The organism is Franconibacter pulveris, from assembly GCF_056780215.1.
In genome coordinates, this window is the sequence record NZ_CM165555.1 from 4,219,529 (window position 1) to 4,242,048 (window position 22,520).

Sequence of the window (22,520 nt, forward strand, 5' to 3'; positions counted from 1 at the left end):
CCACACAGATTGTCTGATAAATTGTTAAAGAGCGGTGCGACGCGGCATTCAGCCTGCTGTCGCGAGGTGGCGTATATTACGCTTTCCTCTTTCAGAGTCAACCCTTAATTTCAGGATTTTCTCTTTTCGATTCGGTCTGTTTTGTGAAGTGATTCACGTTGCCGTCTCGATGGAGGCGCATTATAGGGATCCCGCTTTTTAGCACAAGCCTTTTTTCGATCTTTTTTTCTGACTGCCGATTTTTCATCCTTATTGGTGTGATCGCGTTCGATCTGCGCAAATTATGACAGCCTCTCCCCTTGCATGAGCGAAAAATTGGACTCAAAGTCTGCAATACATTCGTTCATATATGAGGTTGCTATGGCCGCCGTTCTCCGTCCTTATCAAACGTTTTTTCCCCAACTGGGCAATCGCGTCATGATTGATGCGTCCAGCGTGGTTATTGGCGATGTGCGTATAGCCGATGACGTGGGCATCTGGCCGCTGGTCGCGATCCGTGGTGATGTGAATTATGTAGAAATAGGAAGCCGGACAAATATTCAGGATGGAAGCGTATTACACGTGACGCATAAATCTTCATACAATCCTGAAGGCAATCCCCTCATTATTGGTGAAGAGGTTACTGTCGGGCATAAGGTGATGCTGCACGGCTGCATCATTGGCAACCGCGTTCTGGTTGGTATGGGATCTATTATTCTGGATGGTGCCGTTATAGAAGACGACGTGATGATCGGGGCAGGCAGCCTTGTGCCGCAAAATAGGCGCCTGGAAAGCGGTTACCTTTATCTTGGCAGCCCAGTCAAACAAATCCGTCCTTTAAAAGAAGCGGAAATTGAAGGTCTGAAGTACTCTGCGAATAACTATGTGCGATGGAAAGATGAATATCTGGCTCAGGATAACCAGAGCCAGCCCTGATCGTTTTCCTGTTGCGCTTTAAGAAGCGCTTCCGCTTCTTCTTCCAGATCCCAGCGGTGCTCGCGAAAAGCTTTCAGCCAGGCTTCTTGCGTATCGCCGCCATATCGCTTCGACAGCGTTCTGGCAGCAATGGCGCAAGTTATTTGCATTCCATTTACCAGAGCGGGGAAACAGACCGCCTGAAATTCAGACGCCCACGTTTCACGATCCGGAAACTGAATAGCCTGGTTCACGCTGCCAGCTCCTGCTTAAGCTTCTCAATAACCGGGGCGATATCAGGCAGCACACCATGCCAGAGCAGAACGGCGTGGGCCGCCTGTCCTACCAGCATCCCCGCACCGTCGGCATAGTGATGCACGCCGTGCCTGGTGCACCATGTCAGGAAGGGGGTGAGGCCTTTCTGATAAAACATGTCATAACAGCGGACTTCTGGTGTCAGCAGCGAAGGAGGAATTGCCGGGATCTCCCCCCCCATTCCGCTGGACGTTGCGTTAATAATAAGATCGAACTCATGACCAGTCAGCGCGTCCATTGGCGTCGCTGTCACGCTTCCGACATGAGCGAATAGCGCAGCCAGTTCCTGAGCGCGGGCATAAGTTCTGTTTGTGACGGTTACCGCACAGTCCAGAGAAAGCAGCGGCATAAGTACACCGCGCGCCGCGCCGCCTGCGCCAATCAATAAGACTCGATAGCCTGGTTTAATTAGCGCCAGCCGCTGTAAATCCATTAACAATCCTATGCCGTCGGTGTTATCGCCCAGTAAGCGGCCATCTTCAAGACGCTTCAGCGTATTTACGGCACCAGCCAATGTTGCACGTTCCGTGAGTTCATCCGCCCGGGCGAACGCCTGTTCTTTAAAGGGCACGGTAATGTTCGCACCCTTTCCTCCGGCGGCAAAAAACGATTCCAGCGTTTCGATAAAATTATCTACCGGCGCCAGTACGCGACCATAGGTATGGTGAATTTGCAGCTGTTCCGCAAACTGCTGATGAATGAAGGGAGACTTGCTATGAGCAATCGGATTCCCGAAGACAGCAAAATGTTCCATTGCTTACCCCTGGCGGAACTGTTCGCCCGTAAGAGCGTCGCGAATTTCTGAAGGGTTCTGCCGCCCGCCGGTTGCCCCTTTCAGGACAGGGAACGCGTCGCCGAACTGTTCGAGCACTTCTTGCGCCGTACGGCAAGGCGGCAACCCCGTAAGATTAGCACTGGTTGAAACCAGCGGCTTGCCATACGCTTCACAGAGCTGAACCACCAGCGGATGATCGGTTACCCGCACAGCCAACGAATCGAATTTTCCTGTCAGCCAGCGAGGCGTTGAAGGTTTAGCAGGAAAGACAAACGTCACCGGCCCGGGCCAACAACTAAATACCGTTTCTCGTTGCTCTTCGTTTAACGCCGTATCATCAATGTAGGGTTTCAGCTGTTCAAAACTGGCGGCAATTAAAATTAATCCCTTTTCAACCGGACGCTGCTTCAGCGTTAACAGACGATTTACGGCAACTTCGCTATCGGGATCGCAACCTACGCCGAAGACAGCTTCTGTGGGATAAGCGATGACTTGTTGTTGTTTAAGAGTTTCGACGAGATAAGAAATCTCTTCTGCAGGCAGATTATTGTTCACTATTTTGTTCCGCCGTTACCGGCTTTCCACATTGTTTACTGGCACAGAAGCGTTTAACGCCCTGCGCGGTTTTCTTTTCGATAAGTAAGGGATAGCGGCAGAGGGAGCATTCTCCCGCTACAGGTTTGAAATTGAGGACAAACTGACACTCCGGGTAGCGGTCGCAGGAATAAAACGTTTTGCCAAACCGGGAGCGGCGCTGGACAAGTTTGCCGCTATGGCACTGCGGGCAGGCAACCGCTGTTTCATCCGGCTTATCGATTAGCTCGGTATGAGCACACTCGGGATAACGGCTGCAACCAATAAACATGCCGAAGCGTCCCTGGCGAAGCACAAGCGTAGCCTGACAGACCGGGCATACCTGCCCCTCCAGCACTTTTACGATATGCCCATCCGCCTGGCTTTTCAGGGGACGGATATACTCGCATTCCGGATAACGGGAACAGCCCAGAAATGGACCATGTTTGCCATTTCTGATAACTAATTCAGCCCCGCACTCAGGGCAGGGCTCTTGATTACGCACTGTGAAAAGTGCTGCTTTGACCATAATGCTCTATGCCGCAAAAAATATTAGTGCAGCATACCTTCATTTACTTCGAAGAGTAATTCTTCCATCTGCTGATAAGCGTTTTCACAACCCGGAATATTGAACAACACCATGAGCACAACCCATTTTAAATCTTCAAGATCGAACTCTTCGGTATCCAGCGCCGTAACACGCTCAATAACCATTTCCCGGGTTTCGAGGTTTAGCACCTGAATTTGTTCAAGAAATAACAGAAAACCACGACAGCTGGCATCCAGACGTTGGCTCTCTTCAAGGGTGTAGATACGCATTGAGAGCGGATCGGAAGCCAACTGCATCGGCTCGACAAGCCCATCCTGGTAGTCCGCTAGTTTTTCAAGCCATAGTAACGCGTTGTAGATATCCTCACGATCAAAACCTGCGTCGGTCAGGTCTCGCGTCAGCTTATCCTGATCGACCCGCATCTCCGCCTCGTTATGGATGTAGGTTTCAAACAAATACATTAGTACGTCGAACATGGCCTGCCCTCCTTAATCGGACATAGCCGCCGGGTACAGCTGCGATCCATCCTGCTAACTCCAGTTCGAGTAGCTGGGCTACCGTCAATGGCACAGGTTGGCCGGCACGTTCAGCGACGACGTCAACAGGTGTAACCTCATCTCCTACGTTAGCCAACAGCTCAGGAAATGGCAATGCAGCTTCATCTTGATTGGGTGAATATTTTGTCTCTGCAAGCCAGGTAAGCTCGTTTTGCAAATAATCAAGTATGTCTTGCGCGCTGGTTACCAGAACTGCGCCCTGCCTGATAAGCCAGTGCGGACCTTCGCAGCCAGGGTTGCCCAACGGGCCCGGTAAAGCGAATACCTCCCGCCCCTGGTCCAGCGCGCAGTTAGCCGTCACCAGCGATCCGCTACGCAACGACGCTTCCACAACCAATACGCCGCGGCTTAAGCCACTGATGATCCGGTTACGACGGGGAAAGTGGCAGGGACGAGGCCCGACTGAGAGGGGGAATTCCGAAATTAGCGCGCCATTATTGGCAACAATCTGCTCAGCCAACGCCTTATGCCGCTTTGGATAAATTTGTCCTAACCCGTTCCCCAGAACGGCAAGCGTGGTGCCGCCTGCGGCTAATGCGGCTTTGTGCGCCACGCCGTCAATGCCTACGGCAAGCCCGCTGGTTAATGTCAGGCCGCTGCGCGCCAGCGTTTCACAGAATGCATGGCCCCATTGTTCGCCATACCATGAGTGCGCCCGGCTGCCGACCACGGCTAACTGCGGCGTGGTTAACGCAGCCTTATTGCCCGTAATCAAAAGAGCGCCGGGATAATCGCTAATCGCCCGAAGCGGCTCAGGGTAGGCATGGTCTTCAACTGTCAGCAAATGATGATGCGGCTGTTCAAGCCAACGTAACGTCGCTTCAACCTGGTTTGCGGGGAAAGACAAAAACTGCTTTTTTTGGTTTTCATTAAAATGGGCAAGACGCAGTACGGTTGCGGGTTCATCAGGGGTTAAACGATAATAGCGCGCGGCCTGCGCCATCTTTTCACCGCTCAGGCTCAAGACGCTCATCAAACGTAACCAAAATTCTTCTGGCGACATAGCTTCTCCCTTGCCGTAAGCGGCGTGATCTATCCTTGCGATTCGCTACTGATGCTGTCAATCAAGGGGGGATTTGTCTAGAATGGAAGTAATGATCTTCCCAACTACTGAATCTAGCTCTGGATAAATATGTCTGTTTTGCAAGTGTTGCATATCCCGGACGAGCGACTTCGCATTGTCGCCGAGCCGGTTAAAGAAGTGAATGAAGAAATTCAGCGTATCGTCGATGATATGTTCGAAACGATGTACGCCGAAGAAGGTATTGGTCTTGCCGCTACTCAGGTAGATATTCACCAGCGCATTATCGTTATTGATGTTTCTGAAAACCGCGACGAACGTTTGGTTTTGATTAACCCTGAAATGCTCGAAAAAAGCGGCGAAACCGGCATTGAGGAAGGCTGTCTCTCTATTCCTGAACAGCGCGCCTTTGTACCGCGTGCTGAAAGGGTAAAAATTCGCGCGCTCGATCGCGATGGCAAATCGTTTGAGCTGGAGGCCGACGGCCTGCTGGCTATTTGTATTCAGCACGAAATGGATCATCTGGTAGGTAAGCTGTTTATTGATTATTTATCGCCGCTGAAACAAACCCGTATTCGCCAGAAAGTTGAAAAACTGGATCGCATGAGAGCCCGCGCGGCAAGCTAAAGACAAGGAATAACGTGTCGGATTCATTACGCATTATTTTCGCCGGTACGCCGGACTTCGCAGCGCGTCATCTTGACGCGCTGTTGTCATCTGCTCATCAGGTAGTGGGAGTGTTTACTCAACCTGACCGCCCTGCTGGCCGGGGTAAGAAGCTCATGCCGAGCCCGGTGAAGGTTCTTGCGCAGCAGCATAATCTTCCGGTGTTTCAACCCGCCTCGTTACGCGCTGCAGAAAATCAGCAGCTCATCGCCGATCTGGAAGCGGACGTAATGGTCGTTGTCGCTTATGGCCTTATCCTGCCAAAAGCGGTGCTGGAAATGCCGCGGCTTGGCTGCATCAACGTGCATGGCTCTTTACTCCCTCGCTGGCGCGGCGCGGCGCCAATTCAGCGTTCGCTCTGGGCGGGTGATGAAGAAACCGGCGTAACCATTATGCAAATGGATGTGGGTCTTGATACTGGCGATATGTTGTATAAGCTGGCTTGCCCTATTACGGCCCAGGACACCAGCGCCTCGCTTTACGATAAGTTAGCGCAGCTTGGCCCGCAGGGCTTGCTTGAAACTCTGGCTCAGTTGGCCGAAGGTCGCGCTCAACCGCAAGTGCAGGATGAAGCGCTGGTAACTTACGCGGAAAAGCTTAGCAAAGAAGAGGCGAAGCTGGACTGGTCGCTTTCTGCGGCGCAGCTTGAGCGTTGTATTCGCGCTTTTAACCCCTGGCCGATGAGCTATTTTCTTATCGACGAGCAACCGGTGAAAGTCTGGCAGGCATCAGTTATCCCTGCGTCAGGAACAAATACGCCAGGCACGATTATCGAAGCGAATAAACAGGGCATTCAGGTTGCTACTGCTGAAGGCGTGCTGAACCTCGAAATTCTGCAGCCTGCGGGCAAAAAAGCGATGTCCGCGCAGGATCTGTTAAACTCTCGCCGGGAATGGTTCGAGCCCGGTACTGTTCTTGCCTGAACTTGAGGCAGAAAGCTATCCAGCCCGGCTTGCGTCGGGCATTTTTATTTATTCAGCAGGCAAATACTGCTCATAGCTATGAAAAAATCCATTAATCTTCGCAGCCTGGCTGCGCAGGCCGTCGAGCAGGTTGTCGAAAACGGCCAGTCGCTTAGTAACGTTCTGCCGCCGATGCAGAGTAAGGTCTCCGATAAAGACAAAGCCCTATTGCAGGAGCTTTGCTTCGGCGTGCTGCGTACCCTTTCTCAACTCGATTGGCTGGTCAGCAAATTAATGTCGCGTCCTATGGCGGGAAAGCAGCGGACGGTGCACTACCTTATCCTGGTCGGGCTTTATCAGCTGCTGCACACTCGTATTCCACCTCACGCCGCGCTGGCCGAAACGGTGGAAGGCGCGGTAGCTATCAAGCGCCAACAATTTAAAGGGCTGATTAATGGCGTGCTTCGTCAGTTCCAGCGCCAGCAGGAAACGTTATTGGCGGAGTTTAGCCGCCATGAAAGTCGCTATCTGCACCCAGCCTGGCTGCTGCAGCGGTTACGCAAAGCCTGGCCTGAACAGTGGGAAAACATTGTTGAAGCCAATAACCAGCGCCCGCCTATGTGGCTGCGCGTAAATCGTCAGCATCACAGCCGTGATGAATGGCTAACCCTGCTGGATGAAAGCGGTATTACCGGCTTTGCTCATCCTCATTACCCGGATGCGGTACGTCTTGAAACGCCGATGCCTGTCTCAGCCCTGCCCGGCTTCGAAAAAGGTTGGGTAACCGTTCAGGACGCTTCAGCGCAGGGGTGTGTCGATCTACTCGATCCGCAGAACGGCGAAGCGATCCTCGATCTCTGCGCGGCGCCTGGCGGCAAAACAACGCATATTCTCGAAGCCGCGCCGCAAGCGAAAGTCCTGGCGGTAGATGTCGATGCAACCCGCATCAAACGCGTTCATGAAAACCTTGCGCGCCTTAACATGCAAGCTGAAGTAAAAACCGGCGATGGGCGCTATCCTCAGCAGTGGTGCGGCGAGCAACAGTTTGACCGTATCCTGTTGGACGCCCCTTGCTCTGCGACAGGTGTGATTCGTCGTCACCCGGATATAAAGTGGCTGCGCCGCGATGCGGATATTCAGGAACTGGCACAGCTGCAGTCAGATATTCTGGATGCTATCTGGCCTCACCTGAAACAGGGCGGCACTTTACTGTATGCAACTTGTTCTATCATGCCTGAAGAGAACAGCCAGCAGGTAGCCGCTTTCCTGAGCCGTACGCCTGATGCTGAACTGAAGCAAACCGGCACGCCAGCTAACCCTGGTATACAGAATCTGCCTGCGGCGGATGAAGGCGACGGTTTCTTTTACGCTAAGCTCATTAAAAAGTAACGCCCCTGCGGGTAAACGAGTCGTGAAGCGCTGACCATGAAGATAATCATTTTAGGAGCCGGCCAGGTGGGCGGCACGCTGGCTGAAAACCTGGTAGGTGAAAATAACGATATCACGGTTGTTGATATCAATGGTGACCGGTTGCGCAGCCTTCAGGATAAGTTTGATTTGCGGGTGGTGCAGGGGCACGGCTCACATCCACGGGTTTTACGCGAAGCGGGAGCAGACGATGCAGATATGCTTGTTGCGGTAACCAGTTCCGACGAAACAAACATGATAGCCTGTCAGGTCGCCTATTCCCTTTTCAATACGCCAAATCGTATCGCACGTATTCGGGCGCCAGATTATGTACGCGATGCGGAACGACTGTTTAATCCCGACGCAGTGCCTATCGATCACCTGATTGCGCCTGAGCAGCTGGTTATCGACAATATTTATCGTCTGATTGAATACCCTGGCGCATTACAGGTAGTCAATTTCGCTGAAGGTAAAGTTAGCCTTGCCGTAGTGAAAGCCTATTATGGCGGGCCGCTGGTTGGTAACGCGCTTTCAACAATGCGCGAACACATGCCGCATATCGATACGCGTGTTGCTGCCATTTTCCGTCATGACCGCCCTATTCGCCCGCAAGGTTCAACCATTGTGGAGGCTGGAGATGAAGTATTTTTTATCGCCGCTTCGCAGCACATCCGCGCAGTCATGAGCGAACTCCAGCGCCTCGAAAAACCCTATAAGCGAATCATGCTGGTTGGCGGCGGGAATATCGGCGCAGGCCTTGCTCATAAGCTTGAAAAAGATTACAGCGTGAAGCTGATTGAACGAAACCAGCAGCGCGCGGCAGAACTGGCGGAAAAGCTTCAGCACACTATTGTTTTCTACGGCGACGCTTCGGATCAGGAACTACTGGCGGAAGAGCATATCGATCAGGTCGATTTGTTTATTGCCGTTACGAATGACGACGAAGCGAATATTATGTCCGCCATGCTGGCCAAACGAATGGGCGCCAAAAAAGTGATGGTGCTTATTCAGCGTAAAGCGTATGTAGATCTTGTTCAGGGTAGCGTTATCGACATCGCTATCTCTCCTCAACAAGCTACTATCTCCGCTCTGCTGGGTCATGTGCGTAAAGCGGATATAGTCAGCGTGTCATCGCTGCGCCGCGGCGTGGCTGAAGCGATCGAAGCCGTAGCACATGGCGATGAAACCACATCACGGGTTGTGGGCAGAGTCATTGATGATATTAAATTGCCGCCTGGCACTATCATCGGCGCCGTAGTGCGTGGTAACGATGTGATGATTGCAAATAACAATCTACGCATTGAGCAGGGCGATCATGTCATTATGTTCCTGACTGACAAGAAATATGTAACTGACGTTGAACGTCTTTTCCAACCCAGCCCTTTCTTCCTGTAAACGTCGGGCGGTTTTCGGCCGCCCTCATTCACTCCTGTTAACCCCCTGTTTTAATAAGGAGTATTACTCCGGATATCACAAGCTTGTCATGGAAAATGAGACATCCTTTGTTAGACTTAACAGGTTTCGTAGTGATAAGGAGAAAAAAATGAGTTTTTTTAAAGAGTTTCGCGAGTTCGCGATGCGCGGGAATGTGGTCGACCTGGCGGTAGGTGTCATTATCGGTGCAGCCTTCGGTAAAATCGTTTCGTCGTTAGTTGCAGATATTATTATGCCGCCGCTGGGACTGCTTATCGGGGGGATTGATTTCAAACAATTTGCCTGGACGCTGCGCCCGGCAATCGGTGATACGCCAGCAGTCATCATGCATTACGGCGTTTTTATTCAGAACGTGTTTGATTTCCTCATTGTAGCGTTCGCTATCTTCCTGGCCATTAAGGTCATCAACAAATTGCATCAGAAGAAGCCTAAGGAAGCGCCTGGTCCGAGTAAAGAAGAGGTGCTGCTGACAGAAATTCGCGATCTGCTGAAAGAAAAAAACACGCGTCCTTAAAGCGGAAGGCCAGTGGTAAAAAAGCATTTTGCTTGTTTGCCACTGGCCTCCCAGTTCCCCTTCTTACCATGTTTGGCCTTACGCTGATAGCTGCCCTTGCCCTTCTGACTTTTTTCTATTCGCTGACGAAAGAGCGGGTCGTGTAATAAAGCCTCGATGGCATTGTCCTGAATTTTACCTTTAGTGTGCTGATAGCGACTCATAGTGACTCCTTTAGTAAAAACGCTGAGAGTGTAGGATGCGTTGTGTGAAAAATCAACATGGCATAATTTTGTCATTTGAGCCCTGCTCAAGCGCCTCGAGAATGGAACAATAAACGCTGCTATGAGCTGTACCGCAGCACGCATCATTCAACCTTTGTAATGACTGTCGCATCATTTGTAGTTCAGTGATACGCGCTTCAACTTCCTCAAGTCGGGCTTGTACAATGCTTTTCGATTCCTGGCAGGTATGGTGTTCCGGGTCGACGCGGATAGAAAGCAGTTCACGAATAGCCTCCAGGCTGAAGCCAAGCTGTCGGCCGTGGCGAATAAACTTCAAGCGCCGTAAATCTTCATCACTATAAAGCCGAAAACCGCCTTCCGTTCGGATTTCATGAACCATCATCTGCTGTTTTTCGTAATAGCGGATAGTGTCAGGCGTTACGTCAGCCAGGCGCGCAAGTTCCCCAATACGGTACATAGTTACTCCTGATGCATTTTGTTAGCGAAACGCCCGGCATATTCACCATGTAAAAAATCCGTGTTCAGTCCCGCCTGACGCAGTTTTAGCTCCAGTAGCGCCAAACGCTTTTCGATTAGCTGGTGTTGCGGATCGGTTTTTTCAACGCTTTTAAGCAAATCGGCGAGCTCTAGCGCTTCTTTTCTCTGTTGTAATTCTGGCGGGAGGTAACCACCATTTTTCAACAAACGATAACCGGCGCGTAAATCAGCAGGAACATTTGAATCATCGTCTAACTCAAGCGGCTTGCCTTCGCCAGGCAGCCCGTCCAGTTCGCCTTTACGCTGGGCTTCAAGAATATGCTTCTCTGCCCATTGGTCTAACAACCACATAAGCCTTCTCCAGAGGAGTAAGTGAGAATTAAGGAGATATATAGATGAAAGGGGAAAAAAAGATATAAAAAAACCGGGCGAACCCGGCTTTTTTAAATTTCTGCAGATTACTCTGCAGCTGCTTCTGCTTTCGGCTCGGCGCGATCAACCAGCTCGATGTAAGCCATCGGAGCGTTGTCACCAGCACGGAAGCCACACTTCAGAATACGAGTGTAACCACCGGCACGGCTCGCGAAACGCGGGCCCAGCTCGTTAAACAGTTTTGCCACGATCTCGTTATCACGAGTGCGGGCGAATGCCAGACGACGATTAGCAACGCTATCAGTCTTGGCAAGAGTAATCAGCGGCTCAACTACGCGACGCAGCTCTTTCGCTTTCGGCAGGGTCGTCTTGATAATCTCATGACGAACCAGAGAACCTGCCATGTTGCGGAACATAGCCTGGCGATGGCTGCTGTTGCGGTTCAGTTGACGACCACTCTTACGATGGCGCATGACCTTATCCTTCTCAGTAAAACCTTAACCTGTGATCCGGTTACTCGTCAGCAATGCTTGCCGGCGGCCAGTTCTCAAGGCGCATGCCCAGAGAAAGACCACGGGAGGCCAGCACGTCTTTAATCTCAGTGAGAGATTTTTTACCGAGGTTCGGCGTTTTCAGCAACTCAACCTCGGTACGCTGTACCAGATCACCGATATAGTGGATAGCTTCTGCCTTAAGGCAGTTAGCAGAGCGGACAGTCAATTCGAGATCGTCAACAGGGCGCAGCAGGATCGGATCGAATTCTGGTTTCTCTTCTTTGACTTCCGGCTGACGTACATCACGTAAGTCAACGAAAGCTTCCAGTTGTTCTGCCAGGATGGTCGCCGCACGACGAATCGCCTCTTCAGGATCGATTGTGCCGTTGGTTTCCATTTCGATGACCAGCTTGTCCAGGTCGGTACGCTGTTCTACACGCGCTGCTTCAACATTGTAGGCAATACGCTCTACCGGGCTGTAGCATGCGTCGACCAGCAGACGGCCGATTGGGCGCTCATCTTCTTCCGAATGAATTCGGGCAGAAGCCGGCACATAACCACGACCGCGCTGAACTTTGATACGCATGCTAATAGATGCGTTTTCATCGGTCAGGTGGCAGATCACATGCTGCGGCTTGACGATTTCAACATCACCGTCGTGGGTGATGTCGGCTGCGGTCACAGGGCCAATGCCAGATTTATTCAGGGTAAGGATGACTTCATCTTTACCTTGAACTCTCACCGCCAGCCCTTTCAGGTTGAGCAGGATCTCCAGGATATCTTCCTGAACGCCTTCTTTGGTGCTGTACTCGTGCAGTACACCATCAATCTCAACCTCAGTCACCGCGCAACCCGGCATCGATGAAAGCAGAATACGGCGCAGTGCGTTACCCAGAGTATGACCGAAGCCACGCTCTAAAGGCTCAAGGGTCACCTTGGCGTGCGTCGAACTCACTTGCTCGATATCTACCAGGCGCGGTTTTAGAAACTCTGTCACAGAACCCTGCATTGTGTCCTCTCTTTGGTACTAAGCTTTACTTGGAGTAAAGCTCGACGATCAGGTGTTCGTTAATGTCCGCAGACAGGTCAGAACGCTCCGGCTTACGCTTGAACGTACCTTCCATTTTGCCAGCATCAACTTCCAGCCAGGTTGGCTTTTCACGCTGCTCAGCCAGCTCCAGAGCGGCTTTCACGCGAGACTGCTTTTTCGCTTTCTCACGAACGCTGACTACGTCATTCGGACTAACCTGATAAGAAGCGATGTTAACAACACGACCGTTTACCATAATCGCTTTGTGGCTAACCAGCTGACGTGCTTCTGCACGAGTGGCGCCGAAGCCCATACGGTATACAACGTTGTCCAGACGACCTTCCAGCAGAGCTAACAGGTTTTCACCGGTGTTGCCTTTCAGACGTGCGGCTTCTTTGTAGTAGTTACGGAACTGACGCTCCAGCACACCGTAGATACGGCGAACTTTTTGCTTTTCACGCAACTGCACACCATAGTCAGACAGACGCGGTTTACGCGCGCCGTGCTGGCCAGGAGCTTGTTCAATTTTACACTTGGTATCGATCGCGCGAACGCCAGACTTAAGGAACAGGTCTGTGCCCTCGCGACGGCTCAGCTTGAGCTTAGGACCCAAATATCTTGCCATTTTCTTTCTCCAACAATCCTAGAAAACGAGCGCGTTATACGCGACGTTTTTTCGGCGGACGACAACCGTTGTGAGGGATCGGAGTCACATCAGTAATATTAGTGATGCGGAAACCAGCGGCGTTCAGAGCACGAATAGTAGATTCGCGGCCCGGACCCGGTCCCTTAACCATAACTTCCAGGTTCTTGATACCGTATTCTTTCACGGCTTCTGCGCAACGCTCTGCTGCAACCTGAGCTGCGAACGGAGTGGATTTGCGAGAACCACGGAAACCGGAACCACCGGCAGTTGCCCAACCCAGAGCGTTACCCTGACGATCAGTAATAGTAACGATGGTGTTGTTGAAAGAAGCATGGATATGAGCCACGCCGTCAGAGACTTGCTTTCTTACACGCTTACGTGCACGAATTGGTGCCTTTGCCATTATTCAATCACCCCGATTATTTCTTGATCGGTTTGCGCGGACCCTTACGGGTACGTGCGTTGGTCTTGGTACGCTGACCGCGAACCGGGAGACCACGACGATGACGCAAACCGCGATAGCAACCAAGATCCATCAGGCGCTTGATGCTCATGCTAACTTCACGGCGCAGATCACCTTCAACGACAAATTTGGCAACTTCGTCACGCAGCGTGTCGATTTGTTCTTCAGACAGCTCACTGATCTTAACATCTTCAGCGAAACCTACTGCAGCCAGGATAGCTTTAGAGCGGGTTTTGCCGATACCGTAGATCGAGGTTAATGCGATTACGGCATGTTTATGATCAGGAATGTTAATGCCTGCTATACGGGCCACTATGCACTCCTACTATTTGATAAATGCGCACCATACTGAAAAGCCCGTTTTCAGGATACTCAAATGGATACGCACAGACATACAAAAGATTGGCTGGCTAATCTAGCCAGCTCAATCCAACTTTGCAAGAAAAATATGCGAGATAATCAGCCTTGACGCTGTTTATGCTTCGGCTCGGCGCTGCAAATCACACGGATGACACCATCACGCTTAACGATTTTGCAGTTACGGCATAATTTCTTGACGGAAGCACGAACTTTCATTTTTACTCTCCGTAACTTCTCAAGCGACCATTAACGGCCATAGCCTTTGAGGTTCGCTTTCTTCAATGCAGACTCATACTGACTGGACATCATGAGAGTTTGCACTTGAGCCATAAAGTCCATGATGACAACGACAACGATAAGCAGTGAGGTCCCACCGAAGTAGAACGGTACTTTCATTGCATCACGCATGAACTCCGGGATCAGGCAGATAAAGGTAATATACAGCGCACCGACCAGAGTCAGACGAGTCATTACTTTATCGATATACTTCGCCGTTTGTTCTCCCGGACGAATTCCTGGTACAAATGCACCGGACTTCTTCAGGTTATCTGCTGTTTCACGCGGGTTGAAAACCAACGCCGTGTAGAAGAAACAGAAGAAGATGATTGCAGACGCATAGAGTAACACATAAAGCGGTTGCCCAGGCTGCAAATACAGCGAAATTGTTGTCAGCCAGTTCCAACCAGTACCGCCCCCGAACCATGATGCGATGGTTGCCGGGAACAGAATAATACTGGAAGCGAAGATTGCTGGTATAACGCCAGCCATATTCACTTTCAGCGGTAAATGTGTGCTCTGTGCAGCATAGACACGACGACCTTGTTGGCGCTTAGCGTAGTTCACCACAATGCGGCGTTGACCACGTTCAACAAAAACAACGAAGAAGGTCACTGCAAATACTAATACTGCAACCAACAGCAACAGGAGGAAGTGCAGGTCGCCTTGCCGCGCTTGCTCGATGGTATGGCCAATGGCCGGCGGAAGCCCCGCAACGATACCCGCGAAGATAATGATCGAAATACCGTTACCGATACCACGTTCAGTAATCTGTTCGCCCAGCCACATCAGGAACATAGTTCCGGTAACCAGGCTCACAACAGCGGTGAAATAGAATGCAAAGCCCGGGTTCATTACCAGGCCTTGCATACCAGGCATATTCGGTAAACCGGTAGCAATACCGATTGACTGGAATATTGCCAGCACCAGAGTGCCGTAACGGGTGTACTGGCTGATCTTACGACGACCAGACTCCCCTTCTTTCTTCATTTCCGCCAGAGTCGGATGAACGACTGTCAGCAGTTGGATAATAATCGATGCCGAAATATACGGCATAATACCCAAAGCAAAGATAGAAGCACGGCTGAGAGCACCACCAGAGAACATGTTGAACATTTCAATGATGGTGCCTCGCTGTTGCTCAAGCAGTTTGGCAAGTACAGCGGCATCAATACCAGGGATCGGAATAAAAGAGCCAATACGGAACACTATCAGCGCACCGATAACAAACATCAGTCTGCGTTTCAGTTCGCCAAGGCCGCCTTTAGCACTTTGAAAATCTAATCCCGGTTGTTTTGCCATCTGCTACTTATTCCTCAATTTTACCGCCAGCAGCTTCGATAGCAGCACGAGCGCCTTTAGTGACACGCAGACCGCGAACAGTTACCGGAGCAGTTACTTCACCAGACAGGATCACTTTCGCGAACTCGATCTGAATACCGATAATGTTTGCTGCTTTCAGCGTGTTCAGGTCAACTACGCCGCCTTCCACTTTAGCCAGGTCAGACAGACGAACTTCTGCCGTAACCATCGCTTTGCGGGAAGTAAAACCGAATTTCGGCAGACGACGGTACAGAGGCATCTGGCCGCCCTCGAAACCACGACGTACGCCACCGCCAGAACGAGATTTCTGACCTTTGTGACCACGACCGCCGGTTTTACCGAGGCCAGAACCGATACCACGACCCAGACGCTTAGACGCGTGCTTAGACCCTTCGGCCGGAGACAGAGTATTTAAACGCATCTCTTACTCCTCAACTTTAACCATGTAGGAAACCGCGTTGACCATACCGCGAACCGCGGGAGTATCCTCACGCTCTACAGTATGACCAATACGACGCAGACCCAGGCCAAGCAGCGTTGCCTTGTGTTTTGGCAGACGACCGATTGCACTGCGGGTTTGAGTAATTTTAATAGTCTTTGCCATGGTCAATTACCCCAGAATTTCTTCAACGGATTTACCACGCTTGGCAGCGACCATTTCTGGAGATTTCATGCTTTCCAGGCCGTCGATAGTTGCACGAACCACGTTAATCGGGTTGGTGGAACCATAGGCTTTAGCCAGAACGTTATGAACCCCAGCGACTTCCAGAACGGCGCGCATTGCACCACCGGCGATGATACCGGTACCTTCGGAAGCCGGCTGCATGAATACACGAGAACCCGTGTGAGCACCTTTAACCGGGTGCTGCAGGGTGCCGTGGTTCAGCGCGACGTTAATCATGTTGCGACGGGCTTTTTCCATCGCTTTCTGGATCGCTGCCGGAACTTCGCGTGCTTTACCGTAACCAAAACCAACGCGGCCATTGCCATCACCCACTACAGTCAGAGCGGTGAAGCTAAAAATACGACCACCTTTAACGGTTTTAGATACGCGGTTAACCGCGATCAGCTTTTCCTGCAGTTCGCCAGCCTGTTTCTCGATGTGAGCCATCTTACACCTCTACCTTAGAACTGAAGGCCAGCTTCACGGGCAGCATCTGCCAGTGCCTGGACACGACCATGATATTGGAAACCGGAACGGTCGAAAGAGACATCTTTAATGCCTTTTTCAAGAGCGCGTTCAGCAACAGCTTTACCTACAGCTGCAGCGGCGTCTTTGTTGCCGGTGTACTTCAGTTGCTCAGAGATAGCTTTTTCTACAGTAGAAGCAGCTACCAGAACTTCAGAACCGTTCGATGCGATTACCTGTGCGTAAATATGACGCGGGGTACGATGTACCACCAGGCGGGTCGCACCAAGCTCTTTGAGCTTGCGACGTGCGCGGGTCGCACGACGGATACGAGCAGATTTCTTATCCATAGTGTTACCTTACTTCTTCTTAGCCTCTTTGGTACGCACGACTTCGTCGGCGTAACGAACACCCTTGCCTTTGTAAGGCTCAGGACGACGGTAGGCGCGCAGGTCAGCTGCTACCTGGCCGATCAGCTGTTTATCCGCACCTTTCAGTACGATTTCAGTCTGAGACGGACATTCCGCAGTGATCCCAGCAGGCAGCTGATGGTCAACAGGATGAGAGAAACCCAGAGACAGGTTTACTACATTACCTTTGACTGCCGCACGATAACCTACACCAACCAGCTGCAGCTTCTTAGTGAAGCCTTCGGTAACACCGATAACCATTGAGTTCAGCAGGGCACGAGCGGTGCCAGCCTGAGCCCAACCATCCACGTAACCATCACGCGGACCGAAGGTCAGAGCGTTATCTGCCTGTTTTACTTCAACAGCCTCGTTGAGAGTACGAGTCAGCTCGCCGTTTTTACCTTTGATCGAAATAACCTGACCGTTGAGTTTTACCTCTACGCCGGCAGGAATAACGACCGGTGCTTTAGCAACACGAGACATTTTTTCCTCCGATTAGGCTACGTAGCAGATAATTTCGCCGCCCAGACCAGCCTGGCGCGCTGCACGATCAGTCATAACACCTTTAGAGGTAGAAATGACAGCAATACCCAGACCACCCATAACTTTCGGCAGCTCATCTTTACGTTTGTAGATGCGCAGACCAGGGCGGCTGACACGCTGAATGCTTTCTACCACAGCTTTACCCTGGAAATACTTAAGAGTCAGTTCCAGTTCCGGCTTGGTGTCGCCTTCAGTTTTGAAATCTTCAATAAAACCTTCTTCCTTCAGCACGTTGGCAATTGCCACTTTCAGCTTGGAGGAAGGCATGGTGACCGCAGCTTTGTTCGCGGCCTGACCGTTACGGATACGGGTCAGCATATCCGCGATCGGATCTTGCATGCTCATCTGTCTTTACTCCCGTGATTCAATTGGTGACAATTACCAGCTAGCCTTTTTCAGACCCGGGATTTCACCGCGCATAGCGGCTTCACGGACCTTGATACGGCTCAACCCGAACTTCCGCAGGAAAGCGTGCGGACGACCAGTTTGGCGGCAGCGGTTACGCTGACGAGACGGGCTGGAATCACGCGGCAGAGTCTGCAGCTTGAGAACGGCATTCCAACGATCTTCGTCGGAGGCGTTCACATCAGAAATGATCGCTTTCAGTTCAGCGCGTTTAGCGAAGTATTTTTCAGCCAAAGCTACGCGTTTTACTTCGCGTGCTTTCATTGATTGCTTAGCCATGAAGTAACCCTACCTTACTTGCGGAACGGGAAGTCAAAGGCAGCCAGCAGAGCACGGCCTTCTTCGTCGGATTTCGCAGTAGTGGTAATGGTAATATCCAAACCACGAACGCGATCGACTTTGTCATAGTCGATTTCCGGGAAGATGATCTGCTCACGGACACCCATGCTGTAGTTGCCACGACCGTCGAAAGACTTCGCAGACAGACCACGGAAGTCGCGGATACGCGGTACAGCAATAGTGATCAGACGCTCAAAGAACTCCCACATGCGTTCGCCACGCAGAGTTACTTTACAGCCGATCGGATAGCCCTGACGGATTTTGAAGCCTGCAACAGATTTGCGTGCTTTGGTGATCAGCGGTTTTTGACCGGAGATTGCTGCCAGGTCAGCTGCTGCGTTATCCAGCAGTTTCTTGTCAGCGATCGCTTCACCAACACCCATGTTCAGGGTGATCTTCTCGACCCGAGGGACTTGCATGACAGAATTGTAGTTAAACTCAGTCATGAGTTTATTAACTACTTCGTCTTTGTAGTAATCATGCAGTTTCGCCATCGTACTACTCCAAATTACTTGATAGTTTCGCCATTAGATTTAAAGAAACGGACTTTTTTGCCGTCTTCAAATCTAAAGCCTACACGGTCAGCCTTGCCGGTTGCCGCATTGAAGAGTGCAACGTTGGAAACCTGAATAGCGGCTTCTTTCTCAACGATGCCACCCGCCTGGTTCAAAGCCGGAACAGGCTTCTGATGTTTCTTAACCAGGTTGATGCCTTCAACAATAACTTTGCCGGAAGACAGAACATTTTTTACTTTACCGCGCTTACCTTTATCTTTACCGGTTAACACGATAACTTCGTCATCACGACGGATTTTCGCTGCCATGATTCGCTCCTTAGAGTACTTCTGGTGCCAGAGAGATGATTTTCATAAACTTCTCAGAACGAAGTTCACGAGTAACCGGCCCAAAAATACGCGTACCGATAGGCTGCTCGCTGTTGTTGTTCAGAAGAACACAAGCATTGCCATCGAAGCGAACGACAGAACCGTCAGGGCGACGAACACCCTTCTTGGTGCGCACCACTACCGCCTTCAGCACATCACCTTTTTTGACCTTACCACGCGGAATTGCTTCCTTGATGGTGATCTTGATGATATCGCCGACGCCTGCGTAGCGACGGTGCGAGCCACCCAGAACCTTGATACACATTACGCGACGCGCGCCGGAGTTGTCGGCGACGTTCAGCATAGTCTGTTCTTGGATCATTTCAGTGCTCCGCTAATGTCAACTACTACTTCGGGACCCGAAATTCAGGTCGTTAAAAAACCCCATAATCGAGGGCGCGGCATTATAACACCACTCACAAGATATGGGTAGAAAAAATAAACGGCTCATCGCTGAGCCGTTTATCTGTTGAGAGCGCTTACTGTATTACAGAACCGCTTTCTCTACAACGCGAACCAGAGTCCAGGACTTAGTCTTGGACAGCGGACGGCATTCGCGGATTTCAACCACGTCGCCGATACCGCATTCGTTGTTCTCGTCATGTACGTGCAGTTTGGTCGTACGCTTGATGAATTTACCGTAGATCGGGTGTTTCACAAAACGCTCGATAGCAACAACGATGGATTTCTCCATTTTGTCGCTAACAACGCGACCTTGCAGAGTACGGATTTTATCGGTCATTACGCACCCGCCTTCTCAGTCAGTAAAGTCTTAACGCGTGCGACATCACGACGCACTTGCTTCAACAGGTGAGTCTGTTGCAGCTGGCCACTTGCAGCCTGCATACGCAGGTTGAACTGCTCGCGCAGTAAGTTAAGCAGCTCGGTGTTCAGCTCTTCAACACTCTTCTCACGCAGCTCTTTTGCTTTCATTACATCACCGTCTTAGTTACAAAGGTGGTTTTAATCGGCAGTTTCGCTGCTGCCAGCTTGAATGCTTCACGGGCCAGCTCTTCCGGCACACCGTCCATTTCGTACAGGACTTTACCCGGCTGAATCAAGGCAACCCAATACTCCACGTTACCTTTACCTTTACCCATACGCACTTCGAGCGGCTTCTCGGTGATCGGTTTGTCCGGGAATACACGGATCCAGATCTTACCCTGACGCTTAACTGCACGGGTCATAGCACGACGTGCTGCTTCGATCTGACGTGCAGTCAGACGACCACGGCCAACAGCTTTCAGACCGAAGGTGCCGAAGCTAACATCCGTACCCTGCGCCAGACCACGGTTGCGGCCTTTGTGCACTTTACGGAATTTTGTACGCTTTGGTTGTAACATCAGCGACGCTCCTTATTTACGGCCTTTACGCTGCTGCTTTTTCGGTTGAGCAGCCGGTTTTTCCGGTTGTTCAACAGCAGCCATACCACCCAGGATCTCACCTTTGAAGATCCACACTTTAACGCCAATTACACCATAAGTGGTGTGCGCTTCAGAGGTGTTGTAGTCAATGTCAGCACGCAGGGTGTGCAGCGGAACACGACCTTCACGGTACCATTCAGTACGTGCGATCTCCGCGCCGCCCAGACGGCCGCTAACTTCAACTTTGATACCTTTAGCGCCCAGACGCATTGCGTTCTGTACAGCACGCTTCATAGCACGACGGAACATAACGCGACGTTCCAGCTGAGAAGTGATGCTGTCAGCAACCAGTTTTGCGTCCAGTTCAGGCTTACGAACTTCAGCGATGTTGATCTGAGCAGGAACGCCAGCGATGTCCGCTACGACCTTGCGCAGTTTTTCTACGTCTTCGCCTTTCTTACCGATAACGATGCCCGGGCGAGCAGTGTGAATGGTCACACGGATGCTCTTAGCCGGACGCTCGATAACGATACGAGATACGGACGCTTTAGCCAGTTCCTTAGTCAGGTACTGACGTACTTTAAAGTCGCTGTCCAGGTTGTCAGCGAATTCTTTGGTGTTCGCAAACCAGGTAGAGTTCCATGGTTTTACAATACCCAGGCGAATACCATTAGGATGTACTTTCTGACCCATTGCTAGTCTCCAGAGTCTCAGCGATCGGACACAACCACAGTGATGTGGCTGGTGCGCTTCAGGATGCGATCTGCACGACCTTTCGCACGCGGCATAATGCGCTTCATGCTCGGGCCTTCGTCTACGAAGATTTTCGCGACTTTCAGATCGTCGATGTCAGCGCCATCGTTGTGTTCAGCGTTAGCAATGGCAGATTCCAGAACTTTCTTGACCAGTACAGCCGCTTTCTTGTTGGTGTAGGTCAGAATATCCAGAGCCTGCGACACTTTCTTACCGCGAATCAGGTCAGCAACAAGGCGAACCTTCTGAGCAGAAGAACGAGCATGGCGATGTTGAGCTAAAGTTTCCATCTCTTCCTCCTACCTTATTTCTTCTTCGCTTTTTTATCAGCAGCGTGGCCGCGATAAGTACGAGTCGGTGCGAATTCACCCAGTTTGTGACCGACCATTTCGTCGGAAACGAATACTGGAACGTGCTGACGACCATTATGGACAGCGATGGTCAAACCGATCATGTTTGGAAAGATCGTTGAACGACGGGACCAAGTGCGCAGGGGCTTCTTGTCACCGCTTTCCACCGCTTTCTCTACCTTCTTCAGCAAGTGCAGGTCAATAAAAGGACCTTTCTTGAGAGAACGTGGCATGGCTTATCCTCTAAAATTATTTGCTACGGCGACGTACGATGAATTTATCAGTACGCTTGTTGCTGCGGGTCTTCTTACCTTTGGTCTGTACGCCCCACGGAGTTACCGGGTGCTTACCAAAGTTACGACCTTCACCACCACCATGTGGGTGGTCTACCGGGTTCATCGCAGTACCGCGAACGGTAGGACGAACACCACGCCAGCGTGCAGCACCTGCTTTACCCAGAACGCGCAGCATATGCTCAGCATTGCCAACTTCGCCCAGAGTTGCACGGCACTCAGCTTCTACTTTACGCATTTCGCCAGAGCGCAGACGCAGGGTGACATAAGCACCATCACGCGCAACGATCTGTACGTAAGTACCAGCGGAACGAGCCAGCTGACCGCCTTTGCCTGGTTTCATTTCTACGTTATGAACGGTAGAACCAACCGGGATATTGCGCATCGGCAGGGTGTTGCCAGGTTTGATTGCAGCATCAACGCCAGACTGAATCTGGTCGCCAGCTTTCAGGCCTTTCGGGGCCAGGATGTAACGGCGCTCGCCGTCTTTGTACAGAACCAGCGCGATGTTCGCGGAACGGTTCGGATCGTACTCAAGACGTTCAACAACTGCCGGGATACCATCTTTGTTGCGTTTGAAGTCAACCAGACGGTAAGCCTGCTTGTGGCCACCACCGATGTGACGGGTGGTGATACGGCCATTGTTGTTACGACCACCGCTTTTGCTGTTTTTTTCCAGCAGCGGAGCAAAAGGTTTGCCCTTGTGCAGCTCAGGGTTAACCACTTTAACAACGTGGCGACGACCCGGAGATGTCGGTTTACATTTAACAACTGCCAT

The 22,520-nt window shown here is 51.2% G+C and carries 39 protein-coding genes; 6 read left to right on the top strand and 33 right to left on the bottom strand.

What is annotated here, in order from left to right:
* Positions 1 to 360 precede the first annotated feature (360 nt).
* Positions 361 to 915, top strand: a complete 555-nt coding sequence (locus ACU4F7_RS19885; RefSeq protein ID WP_481637618.1) for a gamma carbonic anhydrase family protein — start codon at positions 361 to 363, stop codon at positions 913 to 915.
* Here the strand turns inward: ACU4F7_RS19885 and ACU4F7_RS19890 are convergent.
* From ACU4F7_RS19890 to dprA, 6 genes are read right to left on the bottom strand one after another with little or no spacing between them, the layout of a single operon-like run.
* A complete protein-coding gene (locus tag ACU4F7_RS19890) occupies positions 891 to 1,148 on the bottom strand; it encodes a DUF1488 family protein (RefSeq protein ID WP_481637619.1) in 258 nt (85 codons plus the stop codon). The two genes, ACU4F7_RS19885 and ACU4F7_RS19890, sit on opposite strands and share 25 nt — an antisense overlap.
* Positions 1,145 to 1,963, bottom strand: coding sequence for a shikimate dehydrogenase (gene aroE / locus ACU4F7_RS19895; RefSeq protein ID WP_481637620.1), 819 nt, complete (start codon positions 1,961 to 1,963; stop codon positions 1,145 to 1,147). The genes ACU4F7_RS19890 and aroE overlap by 4 nt, the downstream gene beginning before the upstream one ends.
* A 3-nt stretch (positions 1,964 to 1,966) precedes the next feature.
* Positions 1,967 to 2,539 (bottom strand): L-threonylcarbamoyladenylate synthase type 1 TsaC, encoded by a 573-nt coding sequence (gene tsaC / locus ACU4F7_RS19900; protein ID WP_029591735.1) that lies wholly within the window; start codon positions 2,537 to 2,539, stop codon positions 1,967 to 1,969.
* A complete protein-coding gene (locus tag ACU4F7_RS19905; RefSeq protein ID WP_481637621.1) occupies positions 2,529 to 3,086 on the bottom strand; it encodes a DNA topoisomerase family protein in 558 nt (185 codons plus the stop codon). The genes tsaC and ACU4F7_RS19905 overlap by 11 nt, the downstream gene beginning before the upstream one ends.
* Before the next feature lie 23 nt (positions 3,087 to 3,109).
* Positions 3,110 to 3,583 carry a DUF494 family protein Smg gene (gene smg / locus ACU4F7_RS19910; protein ID WP_481637622.1) on the bottom strand — a complete coding sequence of 158 codons (474 nt, stop codon included), beginning with the start codon at positions 3,581 to 3,583 and terminating at the stop codon, positions 3,110 to 3,112.
* Positions 3,555 to 4,667, bottom strand: coding sequence for a DNA-protecting protein DprA (dprA, locus tag ACU4F7_RS19915; RefSeq protein ID WP_481637623.1), 1,113 nt, complete (start codon positions 4,665 to 4,667; stop codon positions 3,555 to 3,557). The genes smg and dprA overlap by 29 nt, the downstream gene beginning before the upstream one ends.
* A 129-nt stretch (positions 4,668 to 4,796) precedes the next feature.
* On the opposite strand from dprA, the gene def reads away from it, so the two are divergent.
* The 5 genes from def to mscL all read left to right on the top strand — a co-directional run bounded on the left by def (position 4,797) and on the right by mscL (position 9,608).
* A complete protein-coding gene (gene def, locus ACU4F7_RS19920; RefSeq protein ID WP_029590153.1) occupies positions 4,797 to 5,312 on the top strand; it encodes a peptide deformylase in 516 nt (171 codons plus the stop codon).
* A gap of 14 nt (positions 5,313 to 5,326) precedes the next feature.
* A complete protein-coding gene (gene fmt / locus ACU4F7_RS19925; protein WP_481637624.1) occupies positions 5,327 to 6,274 on the top strand; it encodes a methionyl-tRNA formyltransferase in 948 nt (315 codons plus the stop codon).
* Between the two features lie 78 nt (positions 6,275 to 6,352).
* The gene (rsmB, locus tag ACU4F7_RS19930; protein WP_481637625.1) at positions 6,353 to 7,642 is read left to right on the top strand and encodes a 16S rRNA (cytosine(967)-C(5))-methyltransferase RsmB; all 1,290 of its coding nucleotides are present in this window, start codon (positions 6,353 to 6,355) and stop codon (positions 7,640 to 7,642) included.
* 36 nt (positions 7,643 to 7,678) lie between these two features.
* Positions 7,679 to 9,055, top strand: coding sequence for a Trk system potassium transporter TrkA (gene trkA, locus ACU4F7_RS19935; protein WP_024558319.1), 1,377 nt, complete (start codon positions 7,679 to 7,681; stop codon positions 9,053 to 9,055).
* Between the two features lie 148 nt (positions 9,056 to 9,203).
* A complete protein-coding gene (gene mscL, locus ACU4F7_RS19940; protein WP_029590156.1) occupies positions 9,204 to 9,608 on the top strand; it encodes a large-conductance mechanosensitive channel protein MscL in 405 nt (134 codons plus the stop codon).
* Here the strand turns inward: mscL and ACU4F7_RS19945 are convergent.
* From ACU4F7_RS19945 to rplB, 27 genes are all read right to left on the bottom strand, one after another.
* Positions 9,605 to 9,811 carry an alternative ribosome-rescue factor A gene (locus tag ACU4F7_RS19945; RefSeq protein ID WP_481637626.1) on the bottom strand — a complete coding sequence of 69 codons (207 nt, stop codon included), beginning with the start codon at positions 9,809 to 9,811 and terminating at the stop codon, positions 9,605 to 9,607. The two genes, mscL and ACU4F7_RS19945, sit on opposite strands and share 4 nt — an antisense overlap.
* 52 nt (positions 9,812 to 9,863) lie before the next feature.
* The gene (gene zntR / locus ACU4F7_RS19950) at positions 9,864 to 10,289 is read right to left on the bottom strand and encodes a Zn(2+)-responsive transcriptional regulator (protein ID WP_029590158.1); all 426 of its coding nucleotides are present in this window, start codon (positions 10,287 to 10,289) and stop codon (positions 9,864 to 9,866) included.
* A 2-nt stretch (positions 10,290 to 10,291) separates the two neighbouring features.
* Complete coding sequence (locus ACU4F7_RS19955) at positions 10,292 to 10,660, bottom strand: DnaJ family domain-containing protein (protein WP_481637627.1); 369 nt, start codon at positions 10,658 to 10,660, stop codon at positions 10,292 to 10,294.
* Between the two features lie 107 nt (positions 10,661 to 10,767).
* Positions 10,768 to 11,154: a 50S ribosomal protein L17 gene (gene rplQ, locus ACU4F7_RS19960; protein WP_002919206.1), complete on the bottom strand. Its 387-nt coding sequence runs from the start codon at positions 11,152 to 11,154 to the stop codon at positions 10,768 to 10,770.
* A gap of 40 nt (positions 11,155 to 11,194) precedes the next feature.
* The gene (locus ACU4F7_RS19965) at positions 11,195 to 12,184 is read right to left on the bottom strand and encodes a DNA-directed RNA polymerase subunit alpha (RefSeq protein WP_002438685.1); all 990 of its coding nucleotides are present in this window, start codon (positions 12,182 to 12,184) and stop codon (positions 11,195 to 11,197) included.
* Positions 12,185 to 12,209: 25 nt separating this feature from the next.
* A complete protein-coding gene (gene rpsD, locus ACU4F7_RS19970) occupies positions 12,210 to 12,830 on the bottom strand; it encodes a 30S ribosomal protein S4 (protein WP_024551604.1) in 621 nt (206 codons plus the stop codon).
* Positions 12,831 to 12,864: 34 nt separating this feature from the next.
* A complete protein-coding gene (gene rpsK / locus ACU4F7_RS19975; protein WP_002919257.1) occupies positions 12,865 to 13,254 on the bottom strand; it encodes a 30S ribosomal protein S11 in 390 nt (129 codons plus the stop codon).
* A 16-nt stretch (positions 13,255 to 13,270) separates the two neighbouring features.
* On the bottom strand, positions 13,271 to 13,627 hold the full coding sequence (gene rpsM, locus ACU4F7_RS19980; protein WP_004388620.1) for a 30S ribosomal protein S13: 357 nt from the start codon (positions 13,625 to 13,627) through the stop codon (positions 13,271 to 13,273).
* Between the two features lie 146 nt (positions 13,628 to 13,773).
* Positions 13,774 to 13,890: a 50S ribosomal protein L36 gene (gene rpmJ, locus ACU4F7_RS19985; RefSeq protein ID WP_000868187.1), complete on the bottom strand. Its 117-nt coding sequence runs from the start codon at positions 13,888 to 13,890 to the stop codon at positions 13,774 to 13,776.
* Between the two features lie 30 nt (positions 13,891 to 13,920).
* Positions 13,921 to 15,252, bottom strand: coding sequence for a preprotein translocase subunit SecY (gene secY, locus ACU4F7_RS19990; RefSeq protein WP_024551603.1), 1,332 nt, complete (start codon positions 15,250 to 15,252; stop codon positions 13,921 to 13,923).
* A 7-nt stretch (positions 15,253 to 15,259) separates the two neighbouring features.
* Positions 15,260 to 15,694 carry a 50S ribosomal protein L15 gene (rplO, locus tag ACU4F7_RS19995; RefSeq protein ID WP_024558314.1) on the bottom strand — a complete coding sequence of 145 codons (435 nt, stop codon included), beginning with the start codon at positions 15,692 to 15,694 and terminating at the stop codon, positions 15,260 to 15,262.
* Between the two features lie 3 nt (positions 15,695 to 15,697).
* Positions 15,698 to 15,877, bottom strand: coding sequence for a 50S ribosomal protein L30 (gene rpmD / locus ACU4F7_RS20000; RefSeq protein ID WP_004846568.1), 180 nt, complete (start codon positions 15,875 to 15,877; stop codon positions 15,698 to 15,700).
* A 6-nt stretch (positions 15,878 to 15,883) separates the two neighbouring features.
* Positions 15,884 to 16,384, bottom strand: a complete 501-nt coding sequence (gene rpsE / locus ACU4F7_RS20005) for a 30S ribosomal protein S5 (protein ID WP_024551601.1) — start codon at positions 16,382 to 16,384, stop codon at positions 15,884 to 15,886.
* A gap of 14 nt (positions 16,385 to 16,398) precedes the next feature.
* Positions 16,399 to 16,752, bottom strand: a complete 354-nt coding sequence (gene rplR / locus ACU4F7_RS20010) for a 50S ribosomal protein L18 (RefSeq protein ID WP_017460073.1) — start codon at positions 16,750 to 16,752, stop codon at positions 16,399 to 16,401.
* 9 nt (positions 16,753 to 16,761) lie between these two features.
* Positions 16,762 to 17,295 (bottom strand): 50S ribosomal protein L6, encoded by a 534-nt coding sequence (rplF, locus tag ACU4F7_RS20015; protein ID WP_029590161.1) that lies wholly within the window; start codon positions 17,293 to 17,295, stop codon positions 16,762 to 16,764.
* Between the two features lie 12 nt (positions 17,296 to 17,307).
* Positions 17,308 to 17,700: a 30S ribosomal protein S8 gene (rpsH, locus tag ACU4F7_RS20020; RefSeq protein ID WP_024558312.1), complete on the bottom strand. Its 393-nt coding sequence runs from the start codon at positions 17,698 to 17,700 to the stop codon at positions 17,308 to 17,310.
* A gap of 33 nt (positions 17,701 to 17,733) precedes the next feature.
* Positions 17,734 to 18,039 carry a 30S ribosomal protein S14 gene (gene rpsN, locus ACU4F7_RS20025; RefSeq protein ID WP_004388614.1) on the bottom strand — a complete coding sequence of 102 codons (306 nt, stop codon included), beginning with the start codon at positions 18,037 to 18,039 and terminating at the stop codon, positions 17,734 to 17,736.
* A 14-nt stretch (positions 18,040 to 18,053) separates the two neighbouring features.
* Positions 18,054 to 18,593 carry a 50S ribosomal protein L5 gene (rplE, locus tag ACU4F7_RS20030; protein ID WP_007702494.1) on the bottom strand — a complete coding sequence of 180 codons (540 nt, stop codon included), beginning with the start codon at positions 18,591 to 18,593 and terminating at the stop codon, positions 18,054 to 18,056.
* 14 nt (positions 18,594 to 18,607) lie between these two features.
* Positions 18,608 to 18,922, bottom strand: a complete 315-nt coding sequence (gene rplX / locus ACU4F7_RS20035; protein ID WP_024551595.1) for a 50S ribosomal protein L24 — start codon at positions 18,920 to 18,922, stop codon at positions 18,608 to 18,610.
* 10 nt (positions 18,923 to 18,932) lie between these two features.
* The gene (rplN, locus tag ACU4F7_RS20040; RefSeq protein WP_004388611.1) at positions 18,933 to 19,304 is read right to left on the bottom strand and encodes a 50S ribosomal protein L14; all 372 of its coding nucleotides are present in this window, start codon (positions 19,302 to 19,304) and stop codon (positions 18,933 to 18,935) included.
* Between the two features lie 165 nt (positions 19,305 to 19,469).
* Entirely contained in the window at positions 19,470 to 19,724 is a 255-nt protein-coding gene (rpsQ, locus tag ACU4F7_RS20045; RefSeq protein ID WP_000130100.1) for a 30S ribosomal protein S17, read from the bottom strand.
* The gene (rpmC, locus tag ACU4F7_RS20050) at positions 19,724 to 19,915 is read right to left on the bottom strand and encodes a 50S ribosomal protein L29 (protein ID WP_004388609.1); all 192 of its coding nucleotides are present in this window, start codon (positions 19,913 to 19,915) and stop codon (positions 19,724 to 19,726) included. Before rpmC ends, rpsQ begins: the two co-directional genes overlap by 1 nt.
* Positions 19,915 to 20,325 (bottom strand): 50S ribosomal protein L16, encoded by a 411-nt coding sequence (rplP, locus tag ACU4F7_RS20055; RefSeq protein WP_002438716.1) that lies wholly within the window; start codon positions 20,323 to 20,325, stop codon positions 19,915 to 19,917. Before rplP ends, rpmC begins: the two co-directional genes overlap by 1 nt.
* A gap of 12 nt (positions 20,326 to 20,337) precedes the next feature.
* Positions 20,338 to 21,039, bottom strand: a complete 702-nt coding sequence (rpsC, locus tag ACU4F7_RS20060; protein WP_000529945.1) for a 30S ribosomal protein S3 — start codon at positions 21,037 to 21,039, stop codon at positions 20,338 to 20,340.
* Positions 21,040 to 21,056: 17 nt separating this feature from the next.
* Positions 21,057 to 21,389 carry a 50S ribosomal protein L22 gene (gene rplV / locus ACU4F7_RS20065; RefSeq protein ID WP_002919773.1) on the bottom strand — a complete coding sequence of 111 codons (333 nt, stop codon included), beginning with the start codon at positions 21,387 to 21,389 and terminating at the stop codon, positions 21,057 to 21,059.
* A gap of 14 nt (positions 21,390 to 21,403) precedes the next feature.
* The gene (gene rpsS, locus ACU4F7_RS20070; protein ID WP_001138115.1) at positions 21,404 to 21,682 is read right to left on the bottom strand and encodes a 30S ribosomal protein S19; all 279 of its coding nucleotides are present in this window, start codon (positions 21,680 to 21,682) and stop codon (positions 21,404 to 21,406) included.
* A 16-nt stretch (positions 21,683 to 21,698) separates the two neighbouring features.
* Positions 21,699 to 22,520 (bottom strand): 50S ribosomal protein L2, encoded by an 822-nt coding sequence (rplB, locus tag ACU4F7_RS20075; RefSeq protein WP_029590162.1) that lies wholly within the window; start codon positions 22,518 to 22,520, stop codon positions 21,699 to 21,701.

Bases quoted from the DNA above. Each gene is read 5' to 3' on its own strand.
- rpsD (WP_024551604.1), bottom strand. From the start codon at position 12,830: ATGGCAAGATATTTGGGTCCTAAGCTCAAGCTGAGCCGTCGCGAGGGC.
- rpsC (WP_000529945.1), bottom strand. From the start codon at position 21,039: ATGGGTCAGAAAGTACATCCTAATGGTATTCGCCTGGGTATTGTAAAA.
- rpsK (WP_002919257.1), bottom strand. From the start codon at position 13,254: ATGGCAAAGGCACCAATTCGTGCACGTAAGCGTGTAAGAAAGCAAGTC.
- ACU4F7_RS19965 (WP_002438685.1), bottom strand. From the start codon at position 12,184: ATGCAGGGTTCTGTGACAGAGTTTCTAAAACCGCGCCTGGTAGATATC.
- rplF (WP_029590161.1), bottom strand. From the start codon at position 17,295: ATGTCTCGTGTTGCTAAAGCACCGGTCGTTATTCCTGCCGGCGTAGAG.
- ACU4F7_RS19955 (WP_481637627.1), bottom strand. From the start codon at position 10,660: ATGTGGTTGTTAGACCAATGGGCAGAGAAGCATATTCTTGAAGCCCAG.
- rplR (WP_017460073.1), bottom strand. From the start codon at position 16,752: ATGGATAAGAAATCTGCTCGTATCCGTCGTGCGACCCGCGCACGTCGC.
- zntR (WP_029590158.1), bottom strand. From the start codon at position 10,289: ATGTACCGTATTGGGGAACTTGCGCGCCTGGCTGACGTAACGCCTGAC.
- rpsN (WP_004388614.1), bottom strand. From the start codon at position 18,039: ATGGCTAAGCAATCAATGAAAGCACGCGAAGTAAAACGCGTAGCTTTG.
- rplB (WP_029590162.1), bottom strand. From the start codon at position 22,520: ATGGCAGTTGTTAAATGTAAACCGACATCTCCGGGTCGTCGCCACGTT.
- ACU4F7_RS19885 (WP_481637618.1), top strand. From the start codon at position 361: ATGGCCGCCGTTCTCCGTCCTTATCAAACGTTTTTTCCCCAACTGGGC.
- rplV (WP_002919773.1), bottom strand. From the start codon at position 21,389: ATGGAAACTTTAGCTCAACATCGCCATGCTCGTTCTTCTGCTCAGAAG.
- rplE (WP_007702494.1), bottom strand. From the start codon at position 18,593: ATGGCGAAACTGCATGATTACTACAAAGACGAAGTAGTTAATAAACTC.
- ACU4F7_RS19945 (WP_481637626.1), bottom strand. From the start codon at position 9,811: ATGAGTCGCTATCAGCACACTAAAGGTAAAATTCAGGACAATGCCATC.
- rplQ (WP_002919206.1), bottom strand. From the start codon at position 11,154: ATGCGCCATCGTAAGAGTGGTCGTCAACTGAACCGCAACAGCAGCCAT.
- rplP (WP_002438716.1), bottom strand. From the start codon at position 20,325: ATGTTACAACCAAAGCGTACAAAATTCCGTAAAGTGCACAAAGGCCGC.
- rpsQ (WP_000130100.1), bottom strand. From the start codon at position 19,724: ATGACCGATAAAATCCGTACTCTGCAAGGTCGCGTTGTTAGCGACAAA.
- rpmD (WP_004846568.1), bottom strand. From the start codon at position 15,877: ATGGCAAAGACTATTAAAATTACTCAAACCCGCAGTGCAATCGGTCGT.
- rplN (WP_004388611.1), bottom strand. From the start codon at position 19,304: ATGATCCAAGAACAGACTATGCTGAACGTCGCCGACAACTCCGGCGCG.
- smg (WP_481637622.1), bottom strand. From the start codon at position 3,583: ATGTTCGACGTACTAATGTATTTGTTTGAAACCTACATCCATAACGAG.
- def (WP_029590153.1), top strand. From the start codon at position 4,797: ATGTCTGTTTTGCAAGTGTTGCATATCCCGGACGAGCGACTTCGCATT.
- rpsH (WP_024558312.1), bottom strand. From the start codon at position 17,700: ATGAGCATGCAAGATCCGATCGCGGATATGCTGACCCGTATCCGTAAC.
- rplO (WP_024558314.1), bottom strand. From the start codon at position 15,694: ATGCGTTTAAATACTCTGTCTCCGGCCGAAGGGTCTAAGCACGCGTCT.
- rpsS (WP_001138115.1), bottom strand. From the start codon at position 21,682: ATGCCACGTTCTCTCAAGAAAGGTCCTTTTATTGACCTGCACTTGCTG.
- trkA (WP_024558319.1), top strand. From the start codon at position 7,679: ATGAAGATAATCATTTTAGGAGCCGGCCAGGTGGGCGGCACGCTGGCT.
- mscL (WP_029590156.1), top strand. From the start codon at position 9,204: ATGAGTTTTTTTAAAGAGTTTCGCGAGTTCGCGATGCGCGGGAATGTG.
- dprA (WP_481637623.1), bottom strand. From the start codon at position 4,667: ATGTCGCCAGAAGAATTTTGGTTACGTTTGATGAGCGTCTTGAGCCTG.
- rpmJ (WP_000868187.1), bottom strand. From the start codon at position 13,890: ATGAAAGTTCGTGCTTCCGTCAAGAAATTATGCCGTAACTGCAAAATC.
- rsmB (WP_481637625.1), top strand. From the start codon at position 6,353: ATGAAAAAATCCATTAATCTTCGCAGCCTGGCTGCGCAGGCCGTCGAG.
- rpsE (WP_024551601.1), bottom strand. From the start codon at position 16,384: ATGGCTCACATCGAGAAACAGGCTGGCGAACTGCAGGAAAAGCTGATC.
- ACU4F7_RS19905 (WP_481637621.1), bottom strand. From the start codon at position 3,086: ATGGTCAAAGCAGCACTTTTCACAGTGCGTAATCAAGAGCCCTGCCCT.
- rpmC (WP_004388609.1), bottom strand. From the start codon at position 19,915: ATGAAAGCAAAAGAGCTGCGTGAGAAGAGTGTTGAAGAGCTGAACACC.
- aroE (WP_481637620.1), bottom strand. From the start codon at position 1,963: ATGGAACATTTTGCTGTCTTCGGGAATCCGATTGCTCATAGCAAGTCT.
- rplX (WP_024551595.1), bottom strand. From the start codon at position 18,922: ATGGCAGCGAAAATCCGTCGTGATGACGAAGTTATCGTGTTAACCGGT.
- secY (WP_024551603.1), bottom strand. From the start codon at position 15,252: ATGGCAAAACAACCGGGATTAGATTTTCAAAGTGCTAAAGGCGGCCTT.